This is a genomic window from Paracoccus sp. MBLB3053, assembly GCF_031822435.1.
In the GTDB taxonomy this organism is placed as follows: domain Bacteria; phylum Pseudomonadota; class Alphaproteobacteria; order Rhodobacterales; family Rhodobacteraceae; genus Paracoccus; species Paracoccus aurantius.
Map to the genome: position 1 here is coordinate 2,431,102 of NZ_JAVQLW010000001.1, position 13,965 is coordinate 2,445,066.

Genomic DNA, 13,965 nt, shown 5'->3' on the forward strand with positions numbered 1-13,965 from the left:
CCGATGACGGGACTGACACCGGAAAGACTGCTCTCGGCTTATGCCCAGGGGGTCTTTCCGATGGCTGAATCTGCCGGGAACGCACAACTGTACTGGTTTGACCCGCCAGAACGGGGGATCTTGCCCGTGGGCGGGGTGCATGTGTCCCGTTCGATGCGCCGTTTCCTGCGCCAGACCGGCTGGCGGGCCAGCATCAATTCGGATTTCATGGGCGTGGTACTGGGTTGCGCCGATCGCCCCGAAACCTGGATAAATGCACCGCTTCTCAGGCTTTATGAGCAGCTATTCCAAGCCGGGCACGCCCATTCTCTCGGAATTTATGATGGCGACCGGCTGATCGGCGGGACATATGGGATCTCGATCGGTTCGGCCTTCTTTTCGGAAAGCATGTTCTCGCGCGAAACGAACGCGTCGAAAGTGGCGCTGATCTCGTTGTCATCGCATCTGAAGCGCTGCGGCTACACGCTTTGGGATACGCAATACCCGACACAGCACCTGAAATCACTCGGAGGTCTCGCGATCAGCCGCGCGGAATACAGGCGCCGCCTGGGAGTCGCCATCCGGCAGAAAGCCGAGTTCACTTCGCAGGAGCTACCGGAATTTCACGTCCTGCTGCAGGACATTACCCAGACGTCGTAACGGGGATCATCCACTGCAGAAAGTGCGGGGGATGAGGCGATGAGCCAACCCGAAAACACGATGCGATTGGCTCGCTGATCGGTCACCGTAACCTCTGCATAGGAATCCGAGGTCGGATCGGCCGCAGGATAGCGGCATTCCGACAGTCGAAGCTCAAGCCTCCCGAAGGTGCTGGCCTGCCCGGTTTCCATCTCGAAATCTATCGTTTGGCCGGTCACCTTGTCGAGACCGCGAAGAAGCGCACCCGTCGCATTGCGGGTTTGCGGGCCACGGGCAGCAGCAATCGCGGCTTCTCGCTCGGCGGCCGAAGGCTCGGCGACGACCACCGCGTTTGGGTCGGAGCTGAGGGCCGGGTCGATGGTCAGATCCTCTTCCGGCTGGGTATCCTCTTGTCCAAGCGCCGGGCTGCAGCAGAGCGCGGCGCAAAGCAGGAAACCGGCCAGGTTTCGGATCATGGTGTGTCGTCCTCGTCCGACTGCGCATCGACGAATTTCATCATCAGACCGAGAAGGCTCACCGCCCCCTGTACGTCCTCGATTTCGTCCCCTGCGTTCAGATTGTCAGGGGCTCCACCGGGTTGCAACTCAATATAGGCCCCACCGAGCAAACCATCGGACTGGATCAACGCGGCGCTGTCACTGGGAAGCTGGATCGAGGTCGGGATCCTGAGCCGGGCATCGGCGAGATAGGTTTCGGGGTTCAGATCAACCGCGCTGACGCGTCCGACCTTGACGCCCGCCACTCTCACATCAGTCCCGATCTCGATGCCGTCCACATTCGGGAAAGAGGCCCGCAATTCGTAATTGCCCGAAGCCAAACTTTGACGAACCCCGCCGCCCGAGGTCGACCAGAACAGAAATCCGGCCGCCACGGCCAAGATCGCGGCTCCCACCCAAAGCTCGGCTCGTTCCGCCGTGCTTTGCATCGCTTACTCGGGCTGCCAGGCGTCGTAATCGCTGCGGGCGACCGGTTCGGCGCGATAGAGCGAGCCTGCGGGATGATAGGCTTGTCCGCTGCCCGTCAGGTTCGGAGCATGCGGCTTTTCCCACGTCCTGTGGGAAAGCGGATCGGTGGTCGGCGGCTGCTTGTAGGTATGATGCAGCCAACCATGCCAATCGGGCGATACCCGGCTTGCCTCGGCCTCGCCATTATAGATGACCCAGCGGCGTTTCCCGCCACCCGACTGGTAATAGACGTTGCCCTGATCGTCCTCGCCCACTTTCTCGCCATAGAGCTTGGTCCAGACTTGGGTATTGATCGTCTGGCTGTTCCACCAGGTCAGGATGCGCAGAAGAAACGACATGGGTGCGAACCTCTTCAATCGGAGTTGGGGGAGATATGGCGCAAGTCGCGGTCAACGTCCAGAGCGAGCGTGGCTAATGTGACACGCGCTGCGACTTCCCCGCAAAATACAGACTTCATGCGGATTCCTTTTGCCAAGGCTAACGCCCTCAGCCAATTAAAAAAACCAGCCGCTGCAAGACGGCTGGTTCCGAAATCTCGCATTTCCGCATATCGCGATCAGCCCGCGGTGGCGGTTTCCTTCTTGGTGTCGACATGGATCAGCAGCGGCTTGGCCGTCTGATTGTCGACCGCCTCTTCGTTGACCACGACCTCCTCGACGCTGTCGAGGCCCGGAAGTTCGAACATCGTGTCCAGCAGGATGTCTTCCATGATGGACCGCAGGCCGCGCGCACCGGTCTTGCGCTTGATGGCACGACGCGCAATCGCGACAAGTGCATCTTCGGTGAAGGTCAGCTTCACGTCTTCAAGATCGAAGAGACGCTGGTACTGCTTGACCAGCGCGTTCTTCGGCTTGGTAAGGATGGTGATCAGCGCTTCCTCATCCAGATCGCCGAGAGTTGCGATCACAGGCAGACGGCCGACGAATTCAGGGATCAGGCCGAATTTCAGCAGATCCTCGGGCTCGAGCTGCTTGAAGAGTTCGCCAACCCCCTTGTCGTCATCTTCCTTGACAGCAGCGCCAAAGCCCATCGCCGTGCCCTTGTTGCGCTGCGCGATGATCCGGTCGAGACCCGCGAAAGCCCCGCCGCAGATGAAGAGGATATTCGTCGTATCGACTTGAAGGAACTCCTGCTGCGGATGTTTGCGCCCGCCCTGCGGAGGCACGCTTGCGACAGTGCCTTCCATGATCTTGAGCAGAGCCTGCTGCACCCCCTCACCCGAGACATCCCGGGTGATCGAGGGGTTGTCGGACTTGCGGGTGATCTTGTCGACCTCGTCGATATAGACGATGCCCCTTTGCGCACGTTCTACGTTGTATTCGCTGGCTTGAAGCAGCTTGAGGATGATGTTCTCGACATCCTCGCCAACATAGCCTGCCTCGGTCAGGGTCGTCGCGTCCGCCATGGTGAAGGGCACGTCGAGAATCCGCGCCAGGGTCTGCGCCAGAAGCGTCTTGCCGCAGCCGGTCGGACCGATCAGGAGAATATTCGACTTGGCCAGCTCGATGTCGTTTTTCGAACTGTGGTTCAGTCGCTTGTAGTGGTTGTGCACCGCCACCGAAAGCACGCGTTTCGCATGTTCCTGGCCGATCACATAATCATCGAGAACATTGCAGATCTCGCGCGGGCTTGGGACACCGTCACCCGATTTCAGGGCCGATGACTTTGTCTCTTCCCGGATGATATCCATGCAGAGTTCGACGCATTCATCGCAGATGAATACGGTCGGCCCGGCAATCAGCTTGCGCACCTCATGCTGGCTCTTGCCGCAGAAGCTGCAGTAAAGCGTGTTCTTGCTGTCGCCGCCTGTCGGATTGGCCATCAGTTCGATCCTCGTATTGCGCCGGAAGCCCGGCCTTATCGCCGGACATCCGCCTTTTTCGATCCGGCCCCTGCCGTATCCTGAGTTTCCCGACATGTTACGGGCCACCCGGGCCCGTCACAATCCCAAAAAATTCCGCCCCGCCACGTGGCGGAAACCGTCAGCTGGACGGCTCGGCCTTGCCCCGTGCAACCAGGATCTCGTCGATCAGACCCCATTCCTTGGCTTCCTCGGGCGACATGAATCGGTCACGCTCAAGCGCCTGCTCGACCTCTTCAAGCGTGCGACCCGTGTGTTGCACATAGATTTCGTTCAGACGGCGCTTCAGCTTCTCTGTCTCGCGGGCATGGATCAGGATGTCGGTGGCCTGCCCCTGGAACCCGCCCGAAGGCTGGTGGACCATGACGCGCGAGTTCGGAAGCGAGAAGCGCTGACCGGGCTGGCCCGCGCAAAGCAGCAGCGAGCCCATCGACGCCGCCTGGCCCACCACGAGGGTCGAAACCCGCGGCTTGATGTATTGCATCGTGTCATAGATCGACAGGCCCGCGGTCACTACGCCGCCGGGACTGTTGATATACATGCTGATGTCCTTGTTGGGATTTTCCGCTTCAAGGAACAGGAGCTGCGCCGAAATCAGGGTCGCCATACCGTCATGGACGGGGCCCGACAGGAAGATGATCCGTTCCTTCAGGAGGCGCGAAAAAATGTCATAGGCCCGTTCACCGCGGCTGGTCTGTTCGACGACCATGGGGACGAGCGTGTTCATGTAGAATTCTGCCGGATCTTGCATGTCTTTCCTTGCTTTTGTCCCTGCCTGCCCTGTCCGTCTTGCGATTCGCCCTGCAGGTGCCCCGCAGACGGCCATCTCATAAAGACGAAACGTTGAGAGAGTCTTAGTAACGCCGAACCGCGAGGACAAGAGAGCGTTGGAAATTGCCCCCGATCCTGCATGCCGTTATTCTGGTCCCAATCGACGGAGAAATTGATGAAACTGATCGTCGGCCTGGGCAATCCCGGCCCGAAATACGACAAGAACCGACACAATGTCGGCTTCATGGCACTTGACCACATTGCCTCGGATCATGGCTTTGGCGCATGGCGGTCAAGGTTTCAGGGCGAGACTTCGGAAGGCAGGCTGGGCTCCGAACGCGTGACCCTGCTGAAGCCCGCGACGTTCATGAACCTGTCAGGGCAGGCGGTCGGCGAGGCGATGCGCTATCTCAAGATCGAACCTCGCGATGTGATCGTGCTGCATGACGAACTTGATCTGCCGCCCGGCAAGGCAAGATTGAAACTTGGCGGCGGTCACGCCGGTCACAACGGCCTGCGGTCGATCCACCAACATATCGGCGAGGCATATCGCAGGCTGCGCATCGGGATCGGCCATCCCGGCCACAAGGATCGCGTCGCCGCATATGTGCTGTCGGATTTTGCAAAGGATGAGTTGCCCGGTCTCGATGACCTGCTGCGGGGCATTTCGGACGGGGCAGCAGCACTTGCAAATGGCGATGACAGCAAGTTCATGAACGCTGTGTCCGCCCGTGCAGCACCCGCTCGAAACAGCGGAACGCGGCCCGAGCGCGTGGAAAAGGCCGCGCCGAAGCCGGCCTCCACGGAACCGCCTGAGGCAGCAGCCCCCGCGGCCGAACAAAGCCTGACGGACAGGCTCAGGGCCCTAAGCAACCGGTTCCGCTAGGATGGGAACCAGCCGAGAAACCGACAGGCAAAGGAGTTCAGATCATGGAACCGTCCCTCAACGTGCTGGGTGAACCGCTGGCCGCCTGCTCGAACGAACCCATGACCGGCTTTTTCCGGGACGGCTGTTGCAATACTGGCCCGGAAGACCTTGGCCGTCATACCGTTTGCGTGGTGGTCACGGCCGAGTTCCTGGCCCTGTCAAAATATCTGGGGAACGATCTTTCCACCCCGCGCCCGGAATTTCGCTTTCCGGGTCTTACCCCCGGGGACCGCTGGTGCCTTTGCGCGGCGCGTTTCATGCAGGCGGCCGAGGAATTCGCAGCCCCGAAAGTCATTCTTGGGGCGACGCATCAGCGGACGCTGGACATTGTCCCGCTTGAACTGCTGCAGGCACATGCTGTCGCCGATTAGCGCCCGGTTTCAGCAAGATAGTGGCGCACCGCATCGACAACATGGCGGAAGCGATCGCCCCCCAGATGCTTGCCGCCGTACCAGCGCGTGACAATGACGACGTGATCCGTCAGCCCTGCCCGCTCCAGCATTTGCAGGATGATCTGGGCCGCGCCACTTTCGCCGTCATCGTCCTTGACGCCCTCGCCCGACAGGACGGCAGCCCAGCTATTATGCGTGGCCTTCGCAAATCGCTTGTTGCGCTTCAGTTCGGAAAGCAGGGCAAGTGCCTCATCTCGGTTGGACGCGGGACCACCGGACACCGCATATCTCGAGCCGCGATCCGAAATGATCTTTTCAAAGACGGTCAGGCTCATTTCCTGCGGCGCACATAGAGTTCAAGCCGATGGCGGACGATCTCAAAGCCCAGTTCTGCCGCGATCTCGGCCTGGAGCCGCTCGATTCGCTCGCTCATGAACTCGGTCACCTCGCCCGTCTCGACGTCGATCATGTGATCGTGATGCAAGCCGTCGGCTGGTTCGAACCGTGCCGATTCACCTTCGAATTCCAACTTCACGATGACACCCTGCGCCTCGAGCGCCGTCAACGTGCGATAGACCGTCGCAAGCGAAACGCCCGCCCCCGCCTCGGTCGCGCGGGTGTGCAATTGATTCGCGTCCGGATGATCCTCCGCCGCCGCGAGAACGCGCAAAAGCGCGGCCCGCTGGCGCGTGATGCGAACACCGGCGCGGCGAAGCGCAGTTTCAAAGGATTGGGCACGGGTTTCAACGTCCATGCCCTTATTTCACCTAGATGCGAACGATTTACAACTGCATAGATGGGTGCAGCGCCGATGCTTGAAGCCCTTTTCGAAGGGTTCGATTTGGCTCAGTCATGGCCTCACTGGCATGGGATGTCGTGTCCGGGAAACTGCAGATCGTTCCGCCCACCCTCTGGCCAATCCGCCAACGGACAGGCTAGGCTCTGCCCGCCATTTCGTCCTGATGCCAAAAGGGGAAACGCATGAGCATGATTAGCGGCCAGACTGACAGCAGAACCGACACTGCGCATCCCGACGACCCCCATTATGTTTCGCGCATGGGATGGCTGCGTGCCGCAGTTCTCGGCGCGAATGACGGCATCGTTTCCGTGGGCGCACTGATCGTGGGCGTTGCGGCTGCCAATCCGGGCCGGCAAGCAATCCTCATCTCGGGCATGGCGGGTCTTGTGGCCGGGGCCTTGTCAATGGCGATGGGTGAATATGTTTCGGTCAGTTCGCAATCCGATACAGAGCGCGCTGATATCGCGCGTGAACACGCCGCCCTCCGGGACATGCCAGACGAGGAGCTGCGCGAGTTGGCCGCGATCTACGAATCGCGCGGCATGTCCCCTGCGACCGCGCTTCAAGCCGCGAGCGAGGTGACGGAACATGACGCTTTGGGCGCGCATATCCGCGACGAGCTTGGGCTGAACGAAGTTTCTTCCGCAAACCCGCTTCAGGCTGCCTTCGCTTCGGCTGCCACCTTCAGCGTTGCTGCCGCTTTGCCGCTTCTGGCAGCGATCCTTGCGCCGGGCGGAGCCGTCATCGCAAGCGTGCTTGTTTCCGTCGTCTTCGCTCTGGCCATCCTTGGTGCCTTGGGCGCCTGGGCCGGAGGCGCGCCACTGGGACGCGCCGTCCTGAGGGTTGTTCTGGGCGGCCTTCTTGCAATGGCTGTCACCGCCGGCGTTGGTCGTCTGTTCGGGATCGCGGTCTAGCCGGCTTCGCGCTCATAGGAACTGCTCGCCGCCAGAAGCTGGCGCGCATAATCCGTCTGGGCCGCACCCGAGCGCAGAACCGATGCATCCATCTTTTCGACGACCTGGCCACTCCGCATGACGGCGAGCCGGTCGCACATATGTGCAACGACAGCAAGGTCGTGACTGACCATGACGTAAGTGAGGCCGCGTTCCTTCCTGAGATCCGAAAGCAGGTTCAGGATTTCTGCCTGCACGCTCACATCCAGTGCGGATGTCGGTTCATCCAGCAGCAGCAGATCCGGCTCGGCCGCGAGCGCACGCGCGATCGCTACCCGCTGTCTTTGCCCGCCAGAAAGCTGGTGTGGGTAACGAAAGCGGAATCCGCGCCCCAGACCGACGGAATCGAGCAGGATCGCTATCCTCCGGTCGATCTGGTCCATGCCCTGCAGATGCAGCGTCTCTGACAGCACACGATCGACAGAATGTCGCGGGTGCAGGCTGGCATAGGGGTCTTGAAAGACCATTTGCACGGTTTTGTGGAATGCGCGCGAACGATGGCGACCCGACACTTTTTCGCCTGCCACCTCGATCAAGCCTGACCAAGTGCCGAACAATCCGGTGATCGCGCGCAGGATCGTTGATTTCCCCGAACCGCTTTCGCCGACCAGCCCAAAACTTTCACCGCGCGCCACCCGGAAGCTCACCGATTTCACGGCGTCCACACGATCCGGCGGATCGCCGAACCAGACGTTCAGATTCTCGACATTCAGCATTCTGATGAGCCTTGCGGATGGATCTTGCAAAAACCCAGGGGCGCCATTTCAAAGCCCCCCGGGAAGTGACGAGGTGCTTTCTTCCTCGCGCCAGCTTTCCTGGCGCTGCAGAACGGCAAGACGCTCGACCTGATGATCGAGACGCGGCAGGCTGTTCAGCAGACCCTGCGTATAGGGGTGGGTCGCGCTGTGCAGATCCTTCGCTGCGAGCTCCTCGACAACGCGTCCGGCATACATGATGAGCACCCTGTCACAGAATTGCGCAACCAGGTTGAGGTCATGGCTGACGAAAATCAGCCCCATGCCGCGTTCGGTCACCAGTTTGTCCATGATGCGCAGGACTTCGTTGCGAACCGAGACGTCCAATGCCGAGGTAGGCTCATCCGCGATCAGGATCTCGGGGTCCGGAGCAAGCATCATCGCGATCATGATGCGCTGTCCCATCCCGCCCGAGACCTCGTGCGGATAGGCGTCAAAGACGCGCTCGGGATCGCGGATCTGCACGGCGCGCAGCATCTCGATGGCCTTGTCTCGGGCGGATCGGCCGGACTGGCCGGAATGCAGGCGGTAGCTTTCCATAATCTGCTGACCGACCGTCATCACCGGATTCAGGCTGAACTTGGGGTCCTGCATCACCATGCTGATATGCGATCCGCGCAAAGCGCGCATCTTGCGTTCAGGCAGGTTCAGGATCGATTGGCCATTCAGGTCCATTCGGTCGGCCGACACCTTTCCCGGCGGTCGGACAAGGCCAAGGATCGCGCGACCGGTCATGGATTTTCCCGAACCGGATTCGCCAACGACGCCGAGCCGTTCGCGGCCCAGATCAAAGCTTACCCCACGCACAGCCTCGAAGACGCCGGAACGGGTGGGGAAACTGACCCGAAGATTCCGGATGGAAAGAAGCAGATCGCTCATTCCTTGGCTCCCTTCGGATCAAGCACGTCCCGCAACCCATCGCCGAGCAGGTTGAAAGCAAGGCTGACGATGAAGATTGCGATGCCCGGCACGGCGGCCACCCACCAGAAATCCAGAATATAGGTCCGCCCGTCCGAGATCATCGCGCCCCATTCCGGCATCGGTGGTTGTGCGCCGAGGCCAAGGAAACCAAGTCCGGCCGCCGACAGGATGATCCCAGCCATGTCCAGCGCCACCCGCACGATCAATGACGAGATGCAAAGCGGCCAGACATGACCGATCAACAGCCGCATTGGCCCGGCGCCCTGCAAACGTGCCGCCGCGATGTAATCTGCATTGCGGATCGTCAGGGTCTCGGCGCGGGCGAGCCGCGCATATGGTGGCCATGAGGTAATGGCAAGCGCAAGCACCGCGTTGCCGATCCCCGGCCCCAGCGCCGCGACAAAGGCCAGCGCAAGGATCAGCTTCGGGAAGGCAAGGAAGATGTCGGTGATCCGCATCAGCACCTGATCGACCCAGCCCCCGGCGAAGCCTGCGACGGTACCGACGAACAGCCCGATCACCGGTGCGATCAAGGCAACCGTGCCCACGATGAAAAGCGTGATGCGCGAGCCGTGGATGAGCCGCGAAAGGATATCGCGCCCCAGGGCATCCGTTCCCAGCCAATGCGCCGCGGATGGCGGCCTCAAACGCTCTGCGAGATTTTGGGCGAACGGATCGTGCGGTGCAAGCCATGGCGCGAAAAGTGCCATCAGCAGCAAGACGAGCAGGATCGCCAGCCCGAACATGGCAAGCGTGTTCGAGCGGAAGGTCAACCATCCCTGATAGATCGCGCCAAGCCTCGCCTGTCGGCGGGTCTGGGGCGCGTCTGACAGAAGCCATGTGCGTGTAGTCATCTCGGTCATTTCGCCCTCGGGTCCAGGACGCGGTAGAGGATGTCGGAAAGCAGGTTCAGCAAGACGAAACAGGTCCCGACTAGGACGGTCCCGCCAAGGACGGCGTTCATGTCGCCTGCGAGCAGCGCCTTGGTGATGTATTGCCCGATGCCGGGCCAGCTGAAGACGATCTCAGTCAGCACCGAACCTTCGAGAAGCGAGCCGAAGCTCAGCGCGATAACGGTGATGAGCGGCACGAAGATGTTGCGGAACGCATGCCCCCAGACCACGCGGCGTTCGCTCAGGCCCTTGACACGAGCGGTGGTCACATATTCCGCCGAAAGCTGTTCCAGCATGAAGCTGCGCGTCATGCGGCTGATATAGGCAAGGCTGAAATAGCCAAGCAGACTTGCAGGCAGGATGATATGGCTGAAGGCATCGCGAAACGCGCCCCAGTCACCGGCGAGGATGCTGTCGATCAGGATCATTCCCGTCACGCTCGGTACCATGCCGTCATAGATGATGCCCTGCCGCCCCGGCCCGCCAACCCAGCCGAGCATGCCGTAGAACAGCAAAAGCCCCATGAGCCCGAGCCAGAATATCGGCATCGAATAACCGACCAGCGCGACGACGCGCGCGATCTGGTCGATCCAGCCGCCCCTGCGGGCAGCGGCAACGACGCCCAGCGGCACCCCCACGAAGACCCCGATCAGCGTGCCCAGCAGGGCCAGTTCGAAGGTCGCCGGAAAGACGCGCCTGAGATCATCCGTCACCTGGTGGCCGGTCGAGATCGAACGGCCAAAGTCACCACGCAGGACTTCGCCCATGTAGCGCAGGAACTGTTCCCAGATAGGCCGATCGAGACCCATGGCCTGATAGGCCGCGTCATATTGGGCCTGGGTGGCACGCTCGCCGACAACCTTCAGCACCGGATCGATCGGCATGACGCGGCCAATGATGAAGGTCACCAGCAGCAGGCCCAGCAAGGTCAGCCCAAGCGATAGCGCAACGCCGCCGATGCTTCTGGCCCGTTTACGAAAAAGGGCGCGCCGAACTCCGGGCGCGCCGCCTCCTGCCGGTGGCAGGTTTCCCTGCCCCGGCGCTTTGACCATTTCGGTATCGGTCACAAATCAGTCCTTCGTGACCTGGCGGTAGAAGACCGAACTGACCGCCCCACCGGCATTCCAGTTCTTGACGTTCTTTTGCAGGCCGGCCTGTTCGATGCGCTGGAACAACGGGATGATCGGCGCGATGTCGCGAAATTCCTTCTGGATATCGAGATACATCTGGACGCGCTTGTCGGTATCGCCTTCGATGGTGGCCGCAATCGTCGCCTTGTTCATGTCATCCGGCACGGCCCAAGCGTTGCGCCATGCGAGATAGGACAGCTTCGCGTCATCCGCGTTGTTCGGATTGTAGGCAAAGGTCGACGCGTTCGTGTTCGGGTCGGCATAGTCCGGCCCCCATTCGCCGATGAAGATCGGAACCTGGCGCGCCCGATATGAATCGAGAACCTGCGCGCCCGTCATCTGCTGGATTTCCAGTGTCAGGCCGGCCTGTGCCATCGAGGCCTGCAGGGTCTGTGCCACGTCGACATATTCGCGGATGTCACGAACCGCAGTCTTCACCGTGCCCGAAGTAATTCCAGCGTCGGACAGGATCTGTTTTGCTTTCTCTACATCATAGGTCCAGGGATTTTCGTCCGAGGCACCAAGATAGCCCTCGGGCAGGAAGTTCTGGTGCGTCTTGAACTGGCCCTTGAGGAAGCTGTTCTCCATTCCCGAATAATCGACGAGATATTTCATCGCCTCGACGACTTCGGGCTTCGACAGCAGCGGATCTTTCTGGTTCAGACCCATATAGAGGATCCGTCCGCGCGGCTCGGTCCCGACGGTCAGTTCGTCATTGCCCGAAATCCCATCCACATCCGTCGGGGTCAGGTTCCGGGCCACGTCGATATCGCCCTGCTCAAGCAAAAGGCGCTGTGCGCTGCTTTCCTGAACATGACGCACGATGACACGCTTCATCGCCGGAGCGCCCTGCCAGTATTCCTCGTAGGCAGTCAGCTGGACCGCTTCGTTCGGACGCCATGCCTGAAGGGTGTAGGGGCCTGACCCCGCTTCATTGGTCGACAGCCAGGTATTGCCGAAGTCTTCGCCTTCCGCATGGCCCATGACGGTTTCCTTGTCGACGACCGAAGCCACGTTCGAGGCAAGGCAGTTCAGCACGAAAGACTGAGCATAGGGCTGATCAAGCTTCAGAATGACCTTGTTGCCATCGAAGCTGACCATTTCATCCACGTTTTCCGGGGTGAAACCGAACTGGTTCAGGATGAAGGCGGGCGACTTGTTCAGCTTGACCGCCCGCTGCAATGACCAGGCCGCGTCCTCGGCCCGGACGGGATTGCCCGAATGAAACGTCACGCCGTCCCGAACCATCAGGGTGATGGTCTTGCCGTCGTCGCTGACCTCCCAGCTTTCGGCGAGACTCGGTTTGAAGCCGGCCTCAAGATCCATCGGATCGAAATCCACGAGACGGTCGTATAGGTTGTTGTCGACGTCATTTCCCGAAAATTCAAAGCTTTGGGCAGGGTCGAGACTGATGATGTCGTCGATTTGTGCCGCCACGACCAGCGTGTCGGCCGGGGTTTCGGCAAATGCGGCAGGAGCAAGCGAAACGGCAGTCGCAAGCAAGAGCGCGCGAAGCGAAAGGTGGTGCATTTTCTTTTCCCTGTTGTCGCGCCCCGTTCGAACGGGCGCTTGAATGGAAGGAGATTGGCGGGAAGTTTCGCGTCGGGCAAGCCCTCTCTCGAGCGATGGGCCTGCAATGGCCCGACAGAGCAGGCCGGAACAGGAGCATGGCGTGTTCGGGCTTGCACAATCAGCCCTGCTCCTTCATCTCGGGATCCGAGGAGCGAACATGGACAAACCCGCACTGCCCGAGCGCCCGAATTGGCGGGACGAGGCCGACAGGCTCGGCTTTACCTTCGCCGACATGAACGGCGCGCCCTATTGGGACGAAACCAGCGCCTATCGGTTCACGCTGCGCGAGATCGAAGAAGACATCGAAAATCCGTCGACCGAATTGCATGCCATGTGCCGCGAGGCCGTCGCGAACGTGATTTCCAGCGAAGAATGGATGGAGCGTTTGGCAATTCCATCCGAACATCGCGATTTCATCGCCACGAGTTGGAAGCGGAATGATCCCGAACTCTACGGGCGACTCGACCTGGCCTATGACGGCAGTGGGCCTGCGAAGCTGCTGGAATACAATGCAGACACCCCCACCTCGCTTTACGAATCGGCTTCCTACCAGTGGCTCTGGTTCGAGGAGCAGCAAAAGCGATCTGTGCTGAGCGCCGATGCCGACCAGTTCAACGGCATTCACGAAGCGCTCGTGGCCCGTTTCTCCACGATCTGCGAGCCAGGCGAGGATGTCCATTTCGCAGCCGACGCGAGCAACCCCGAGGAATATGCTACTGTCGAAACCCTCGCCTGGGCCGCTCGCGAAGCCGGGCTCGGGGCGCATTTCTGCGATCTCGCCCAGATCGGCCTGACGGAGGAAGGCCAGTTTGCCGACGAACAGTCGCGAGTGATCGGCACGCTCTTCAAGCTTTATCCTTGGGAAGACATGCTGCGTGATGAGTTCGCGACCCATCTCGGCCCGTCGGGCACACGCTTCATCGAGCCGCCATGGAAGGCGCTGCTGTCGAACAAGGGGCTCCTGCCCTTGCTATGGGACATGTTTCCGGGCCATCCGAACCTTCTCCCCGCCTTCTTCCTCGAAGATGTTCGCGACGCACTGGCCGGCGGAAGCCCCTCGCCATCGATCGCGGCTGCTTTTGCAGCGGCCCGTGATCAGCTTGCAGCGGGGCATGTCACGAAGCCGATCTTTTCGCGCGAAGGAGCTGGTGTCACGATCTATGAGCGGGGTCACGCGACGGCCTTCACGCGCGACGACAGCTATTCGCACCATCCAATGATCCTGCAGGCGCTTGCACCTATGCCGGAATTTGGCGGTTTCCACCCCGTCATCGGCGCCTGGATCGTGGGCGAAACGTGCTGCGGCATCGGGTTGCGCGAAGATCGCGCCCGCATCACCCACAACATGTCGCGCTTCAAGCCGCATTTCATCGAAGGATAGCCGAA

At 60.7% G+C, this 13,965-nt stretch carries 17 protein-coding genes; 5 read left to right on the top strand and 12 right to left on the bottom strand.

The features are described 5' to 3' along the window. Positions 1 to 3 precede the first annotated feature (3 nt). Positions 4 to 639: a leucyl/phenylalanyl-tRNA--protein transferase gene (gene aat, locus RGQ15_RS12145; protein ID WP_311160504.1), complete on the top strand. Its 636-nt coding sequence runs from the start codon at positions 4 to 6 to the stop codon at positions 637 to 639. Here the strand turns inward: aat and RGQ15_RS12150 are convergent. The 5 genes from RGQ15_RS12150 to RGQ15_RS12170 all read right to left on the bottom strand — a co-directional run bounded on the left by RGQ15_RS12150 (position 603) and on the right by RGQ15_RS12170 (position 4,216). After that, on the bottom strand, positions 603 to 1,094 hold the full coding sequence (locus tag RGQ15_RS12150) for a DUF2155 domain-containing protein (protein WP_311160505.1): 492 nt from the start codon (positions 1,092 to 1,094) through the stop codon (positions 603 to 605). The two genes, aat and RGQ15_RS12150, sit on opposite strands and share 37 nt — an antisense overlap. After that, positions 1,091 to 1,564: an outer membrane lipid asymmetry maintenance protein MlaD gene (mlaD, locus tag RGQ15_RS12155; protein ID WP_311160507.1), complete on the bottom strand. Its 474-nt coding sequence runs from the start codon at positions 1,562 to 1,564 to the stop codon at positions 1,091 to 1,093. The genes RGQ15_RS12150 and mlaD overlap by 4 nt, the downstream gene beginning before the upstream one ends. A 3-nt stretch (positions 1,565 to 1,567) precedes the next feature. Further along, on the bottom strand, positions 1,568 to 1,942 hold the full coding sequence (locus RGQ15_RS12160; RefSeq protein ID WP_311160508.1) for an NADH:ubiquinone oxidoreductase subunit NDUFA12: 375 nt from the start codon (positions 1,940 to 1,942) through the stop codon (positions 1,568 to 1,570). Between the two features lie 218 nt (positions 1,943 to 2,160). Continuing rightward, a complete protein-coding gene (gene clpX, locus RGQ15_RS12165; protein WP_311160509.1) occupies positions 2,161 to 3,426 on the bottom strand; it encodes an ATP-dependent Clp protease ATP-binding subunit ClpX in 1,266 nt (421 codons plus the stop codon). Positions 3,427 to 3,586: 160 nt separating this feature from the next. Next, entirely contained in the window at positions 3,587 to 4,216 is a 630-nt protein-coding gene (locus RGQ15_RS12170) for an ATP-dependent Clp protease proteolytic subunit (RefSeq protein ID WP_311160510.1), read from the bottom strand. Between the two features lie 195 nt (positions 4,217 to 4,411). Between RGQ15_RS12170 and pth the strand changes: the two genes are divergently transcribed. Together pth and RGQ15_RS12180 are read left to right on the top strand one after the other, a co-directional pair. Continuing rightward, positions 4,412 to 5,122, top strand: a complete 711-nt coding sequence (gene pth, locus RGQ15_RS12175) for an aminoacyl-tRNA hydrolase (protein WP_311160511.1) — start codon at positions 4,412 to 4,414, stop codon at positions 5,120 to 5,122. A gap of 44 nt (positions 5,123 to 5,166) precedes the next feature. Then, on the top strand, positions 5,167 to 5,535 hold the full coding sequence (locus tag RGQ15_RS12180; RefSeq protein WP_311160512.1) for a DUF2237 family protein: 369 nt from the start codon (positions 5,167 to 5,169) through the stop codon (positions 5,533 to 5,535). Here RGQ15_RS12180 and RGQ15_RS12185 read toward each other — a convergent pair. Both RGQ15_RS12185 and RGQ15_RS12190 read right to left on the bottom strand, forming a co-directional pair. Further along, positions 5,532 to 5,891, bottom strand: coding sequence for a YigZ family protein (locus RGQ15_RS12185; RefSeq protein ID WP_311160513.1), 360 nt, complete (start codon positions 5,889 to 5,891; stop codon positions 5,532 to 5,534). The genes RGQ15_RS12180 and RGQ15_RS12185 overlap by 4 nt on opposite strands. Further along, positions 5,888 to 6,310 carry a Fur family transcriptional regulator gene (locus tag RGQ15_RS12190; protein ID WP_311160514.1) on the bottom strand — a complete coding sequence of 141 codons (423 nt, stop codon included), beginning with the start codon at positions 6,308 to 6,310 and terminating at the stop codon, positions 5,888 to 5,890. The genes RGQ15_RS12185 and RGQ15_RS12190 overlap by 4 nt, the downstream gene beginning before the upstream one ends. Positions 6,311 to 6,543: 233 nt before the next feature. Between RGQ15_RS12190 and RGQ15_RS12195 the strand changes: the two genes are divergently transcribed. Further along, positions 6,544 to 7,269 (top strand): VIT1/CCC1 transporter family protein, encoded by a 726-nt coding sequence (locus tag RGQ15_RS12195; RefSeq protein WP_311161089.1) that lies wholly within the window; start codon positions 6,544 to 6,546, stop codon positions 7,267 to 7,269. Here RGQ15_RS12195 and RGQ15_RS12200 read toward each other — a convergent pair. Genes RGQ15_RS12200 through RGQ15_RS12220 form a run of 5 tightly spaced genes read right to left on the bottom strand, consistent with a single transcriptional unit; the run spans position 7,266 to position 12,537 of the window. Then, positions 7,266 to 8,024, bottom strand: coding sequence for an ABC transporter ATP-binding protein (locus RGQ15_RS12200; RefSeq protein ID WP_311160515.1), 759 nt, complete (start codon positions 8,022 to 8,024; stop codon positions 7,266 to 7,268). The two genes, RGQ15_RS12195 and RGQ15_RS12200, sit on opposite strands and share 4 nt — an antisense overlap. Before the next feature lie 48 nt (positions 8,025 to 8,072). Next, positions 8,073 to 8,942, bottom strand: coding sequence for an ABC transporter ATP-binding protein (locus RGQ15_RS12205; RefSeq protein ID WP_311160517.1), 870 nt, complete (start codon positions 8,940 to 8,942; stop codon positions 8,073 to 8,075). Beyond that, positions 8,939 to 9,847, bottom strand: a complete 909-nt coding sequence (gene nikC, locus RGQ15_RS12210) for a nickel transporter permease (RefSeq protein ID WP_311160519.1) — start codon at positions 9,845 to 9,847, stop codon at positions 8,939 to 8,941. Before nikC ends, RGQ15_RS12205 begins: the two co-directional genes overlap by 4 nt. Further along, complete coding sequence (locus tag RGQ15_RS12215; RefSeq protein WP_409201339.1) at positions 9,844 to 10,929, bottom strand: ABC transporter permease; 1,086 nt, start codon at positions 10,927 to 10,929, stop codon at positions 9,844 to 9,846. Before RGQ15_RS12215 ends, nikC begins: the two co-directional genes overlap by 4 nt. A gap of 18 nt (positions 10,930 to 10,947) precedes the next feature. Next, complete coding sequence (locus RGQ15_RS12220; protein ID WP_311160522.1) at positions 10,948 to 12,537, bottom strand: ABC transporter substrate-binding protein; 1,590 nt, start codon at positions 12,535 to 12,537, stop codon at positions 10,948 to 10,950. A gap of 199 nt (positions 12,538 to 12,736) precedes the next feature. On the opposite strand from RGQ15_RS12220, the gene RGQ15_RS12225 reads away from it, so the two are divergent. Beyond that, entirely contained in the window at positions 12,737 to 13,960 is a 1,224-nt protein-coding gene (locus RGQ15_RS12225) for a glutathionylspermidine synthase family protein (RefSeq protein WP_311160523.1), read from the top strand. The last annotated feature ends 5 nt before the right edge of the window (positions 13,961 to 13,965 follow it).

What these genes read in the sequence shown, in the direction of transcription:
- aat (WP_311160504.1), top strand. Translation starts at nt 4, where the DNA reads ATGACGGGACTGACACCGGAAAGACTGCTCTCGGCTTATGCCCAGGGG.
- RGQ15_RS12150 (WP_311160505.1), bottom strand. Translation starts at nt 1,094, where the DNA reads ATGATCCGAAACCTGGCCGGTTTCCTGCTTTGCGCCGCGCTCTGCTGC.
- mlaD (WP_311160507.1), bottom strand. Translation starts at nt 1,564, where the DNA reads ATGCAAAGCACGGCGGAACGAGCCGAGCTTTGGGTGGGAGCCGCGATC.
- RGQ15_RS12160 (WP_311160508.1), bottom strand. Translation starts at nt 1,942, where the DNA reads ATGTCGTTTCTTCTGCGCATCCTGACCTGGTGGAACAGCCAGACGATC.
- clpX (WP_311160509.1), bottom strand. Translation starts at nt 3,426, where the DNA reads ATGGCCAATCCGACAGGCGGCGACAGCAAGAACACGCTTTACTGCAGC.
- RGQ15_RS12170 (WP_311160510.1), bottom strand. Translation starts at nt 4,216, where the DNA reads ATGCAAGATCCGGCAGAATTCTACATGAACACGCTCGTCCCCATGGTC.
- pth (WP_311160511.1), top strand. Translation starts at nt 4,412, where the DNA reads ATGAAACTGATCGTCGGCCTGGGCAATCCCGGCCCGAAATACGACAAG.
- RGQ15_RS12180 (WP_311160512.1), top strand. Translation starts at nt 5,167, where the DNA reads ATGGAACCGTCCCTCAACGTGCTGGGTGAACCGCTGGCCGCCTGCTCG.
- RGQ15_RS12185 (WP_311160513.1), bottom strand. Translation starts at nt 5,891, where the DNA reads ATGAGCCTGACCGTCTTTGAAAAGATCATTTCGGATCGCGGCTCGAGA.
- RGQ15_RS12190 (WP_311160514.1), bottom strand. Translation starts at nt 6,310, where the DNA reads ATGGACGTTGAAACCCGTGCCCAATCCTTTGAAACTGCGCTTCGCCGC.
- RGQ15_RS12195 (WP_311161089.1), top strand. Translation starts at nt 6,544, where the DNA reads ATGATTAGCGGCCAGACTGACAGCAGAACCGACACTGCGCATCCCGAC.
- RGQ15_RS12200 (WP_311160515.1), bottom strand. Translation starts at nt 8,024, where the DNA reads ATGCTGAATGTCGAGAATCTGAACGTCTGGTTCGGCGATCCGCCGGAT.
- RGQ15_RS12205 (WP_311160517.1), bottom strand. Translation starts at nt 8,942, where the DNA reads ATGAGCGATCTGCTTCTTTCCATCCGGAATCTTCGGGTCAGTTTCCCC.
- nikC (WP_311160519.1), bottom strand. Translation starts at nt 9,847, where the DNA reads ATGACCGAGATGACTACACGCACATGGCTTCTGTCAGACGCGCCCCAG.
- RGQ15_RS12215 (WP_409201339.1), bottom strand. Translation starts at nt 10,929, where the DNA reads ATGGTCAAAGCGCCGGGGCAGGGAAACCTGCCACCGGCAGGAGGCGGC.
- RGQ15_RS12220 (WP_311160522.1), bottom strand. Translation starts at nt 12,537, where the DNA reads ATGCACCACCTTTCGCTTCGCGCGCTCTTGCTTGCGACTGCCGTTTCG.
- RGQ15_RS12225 (WP_311160523.1), top strand. Translation starts at nt 12,737, where the DNA reads ATGGACAAACCCGCACTGCCCGAGCGCCCGAATTGGCGGGACGAGGCC.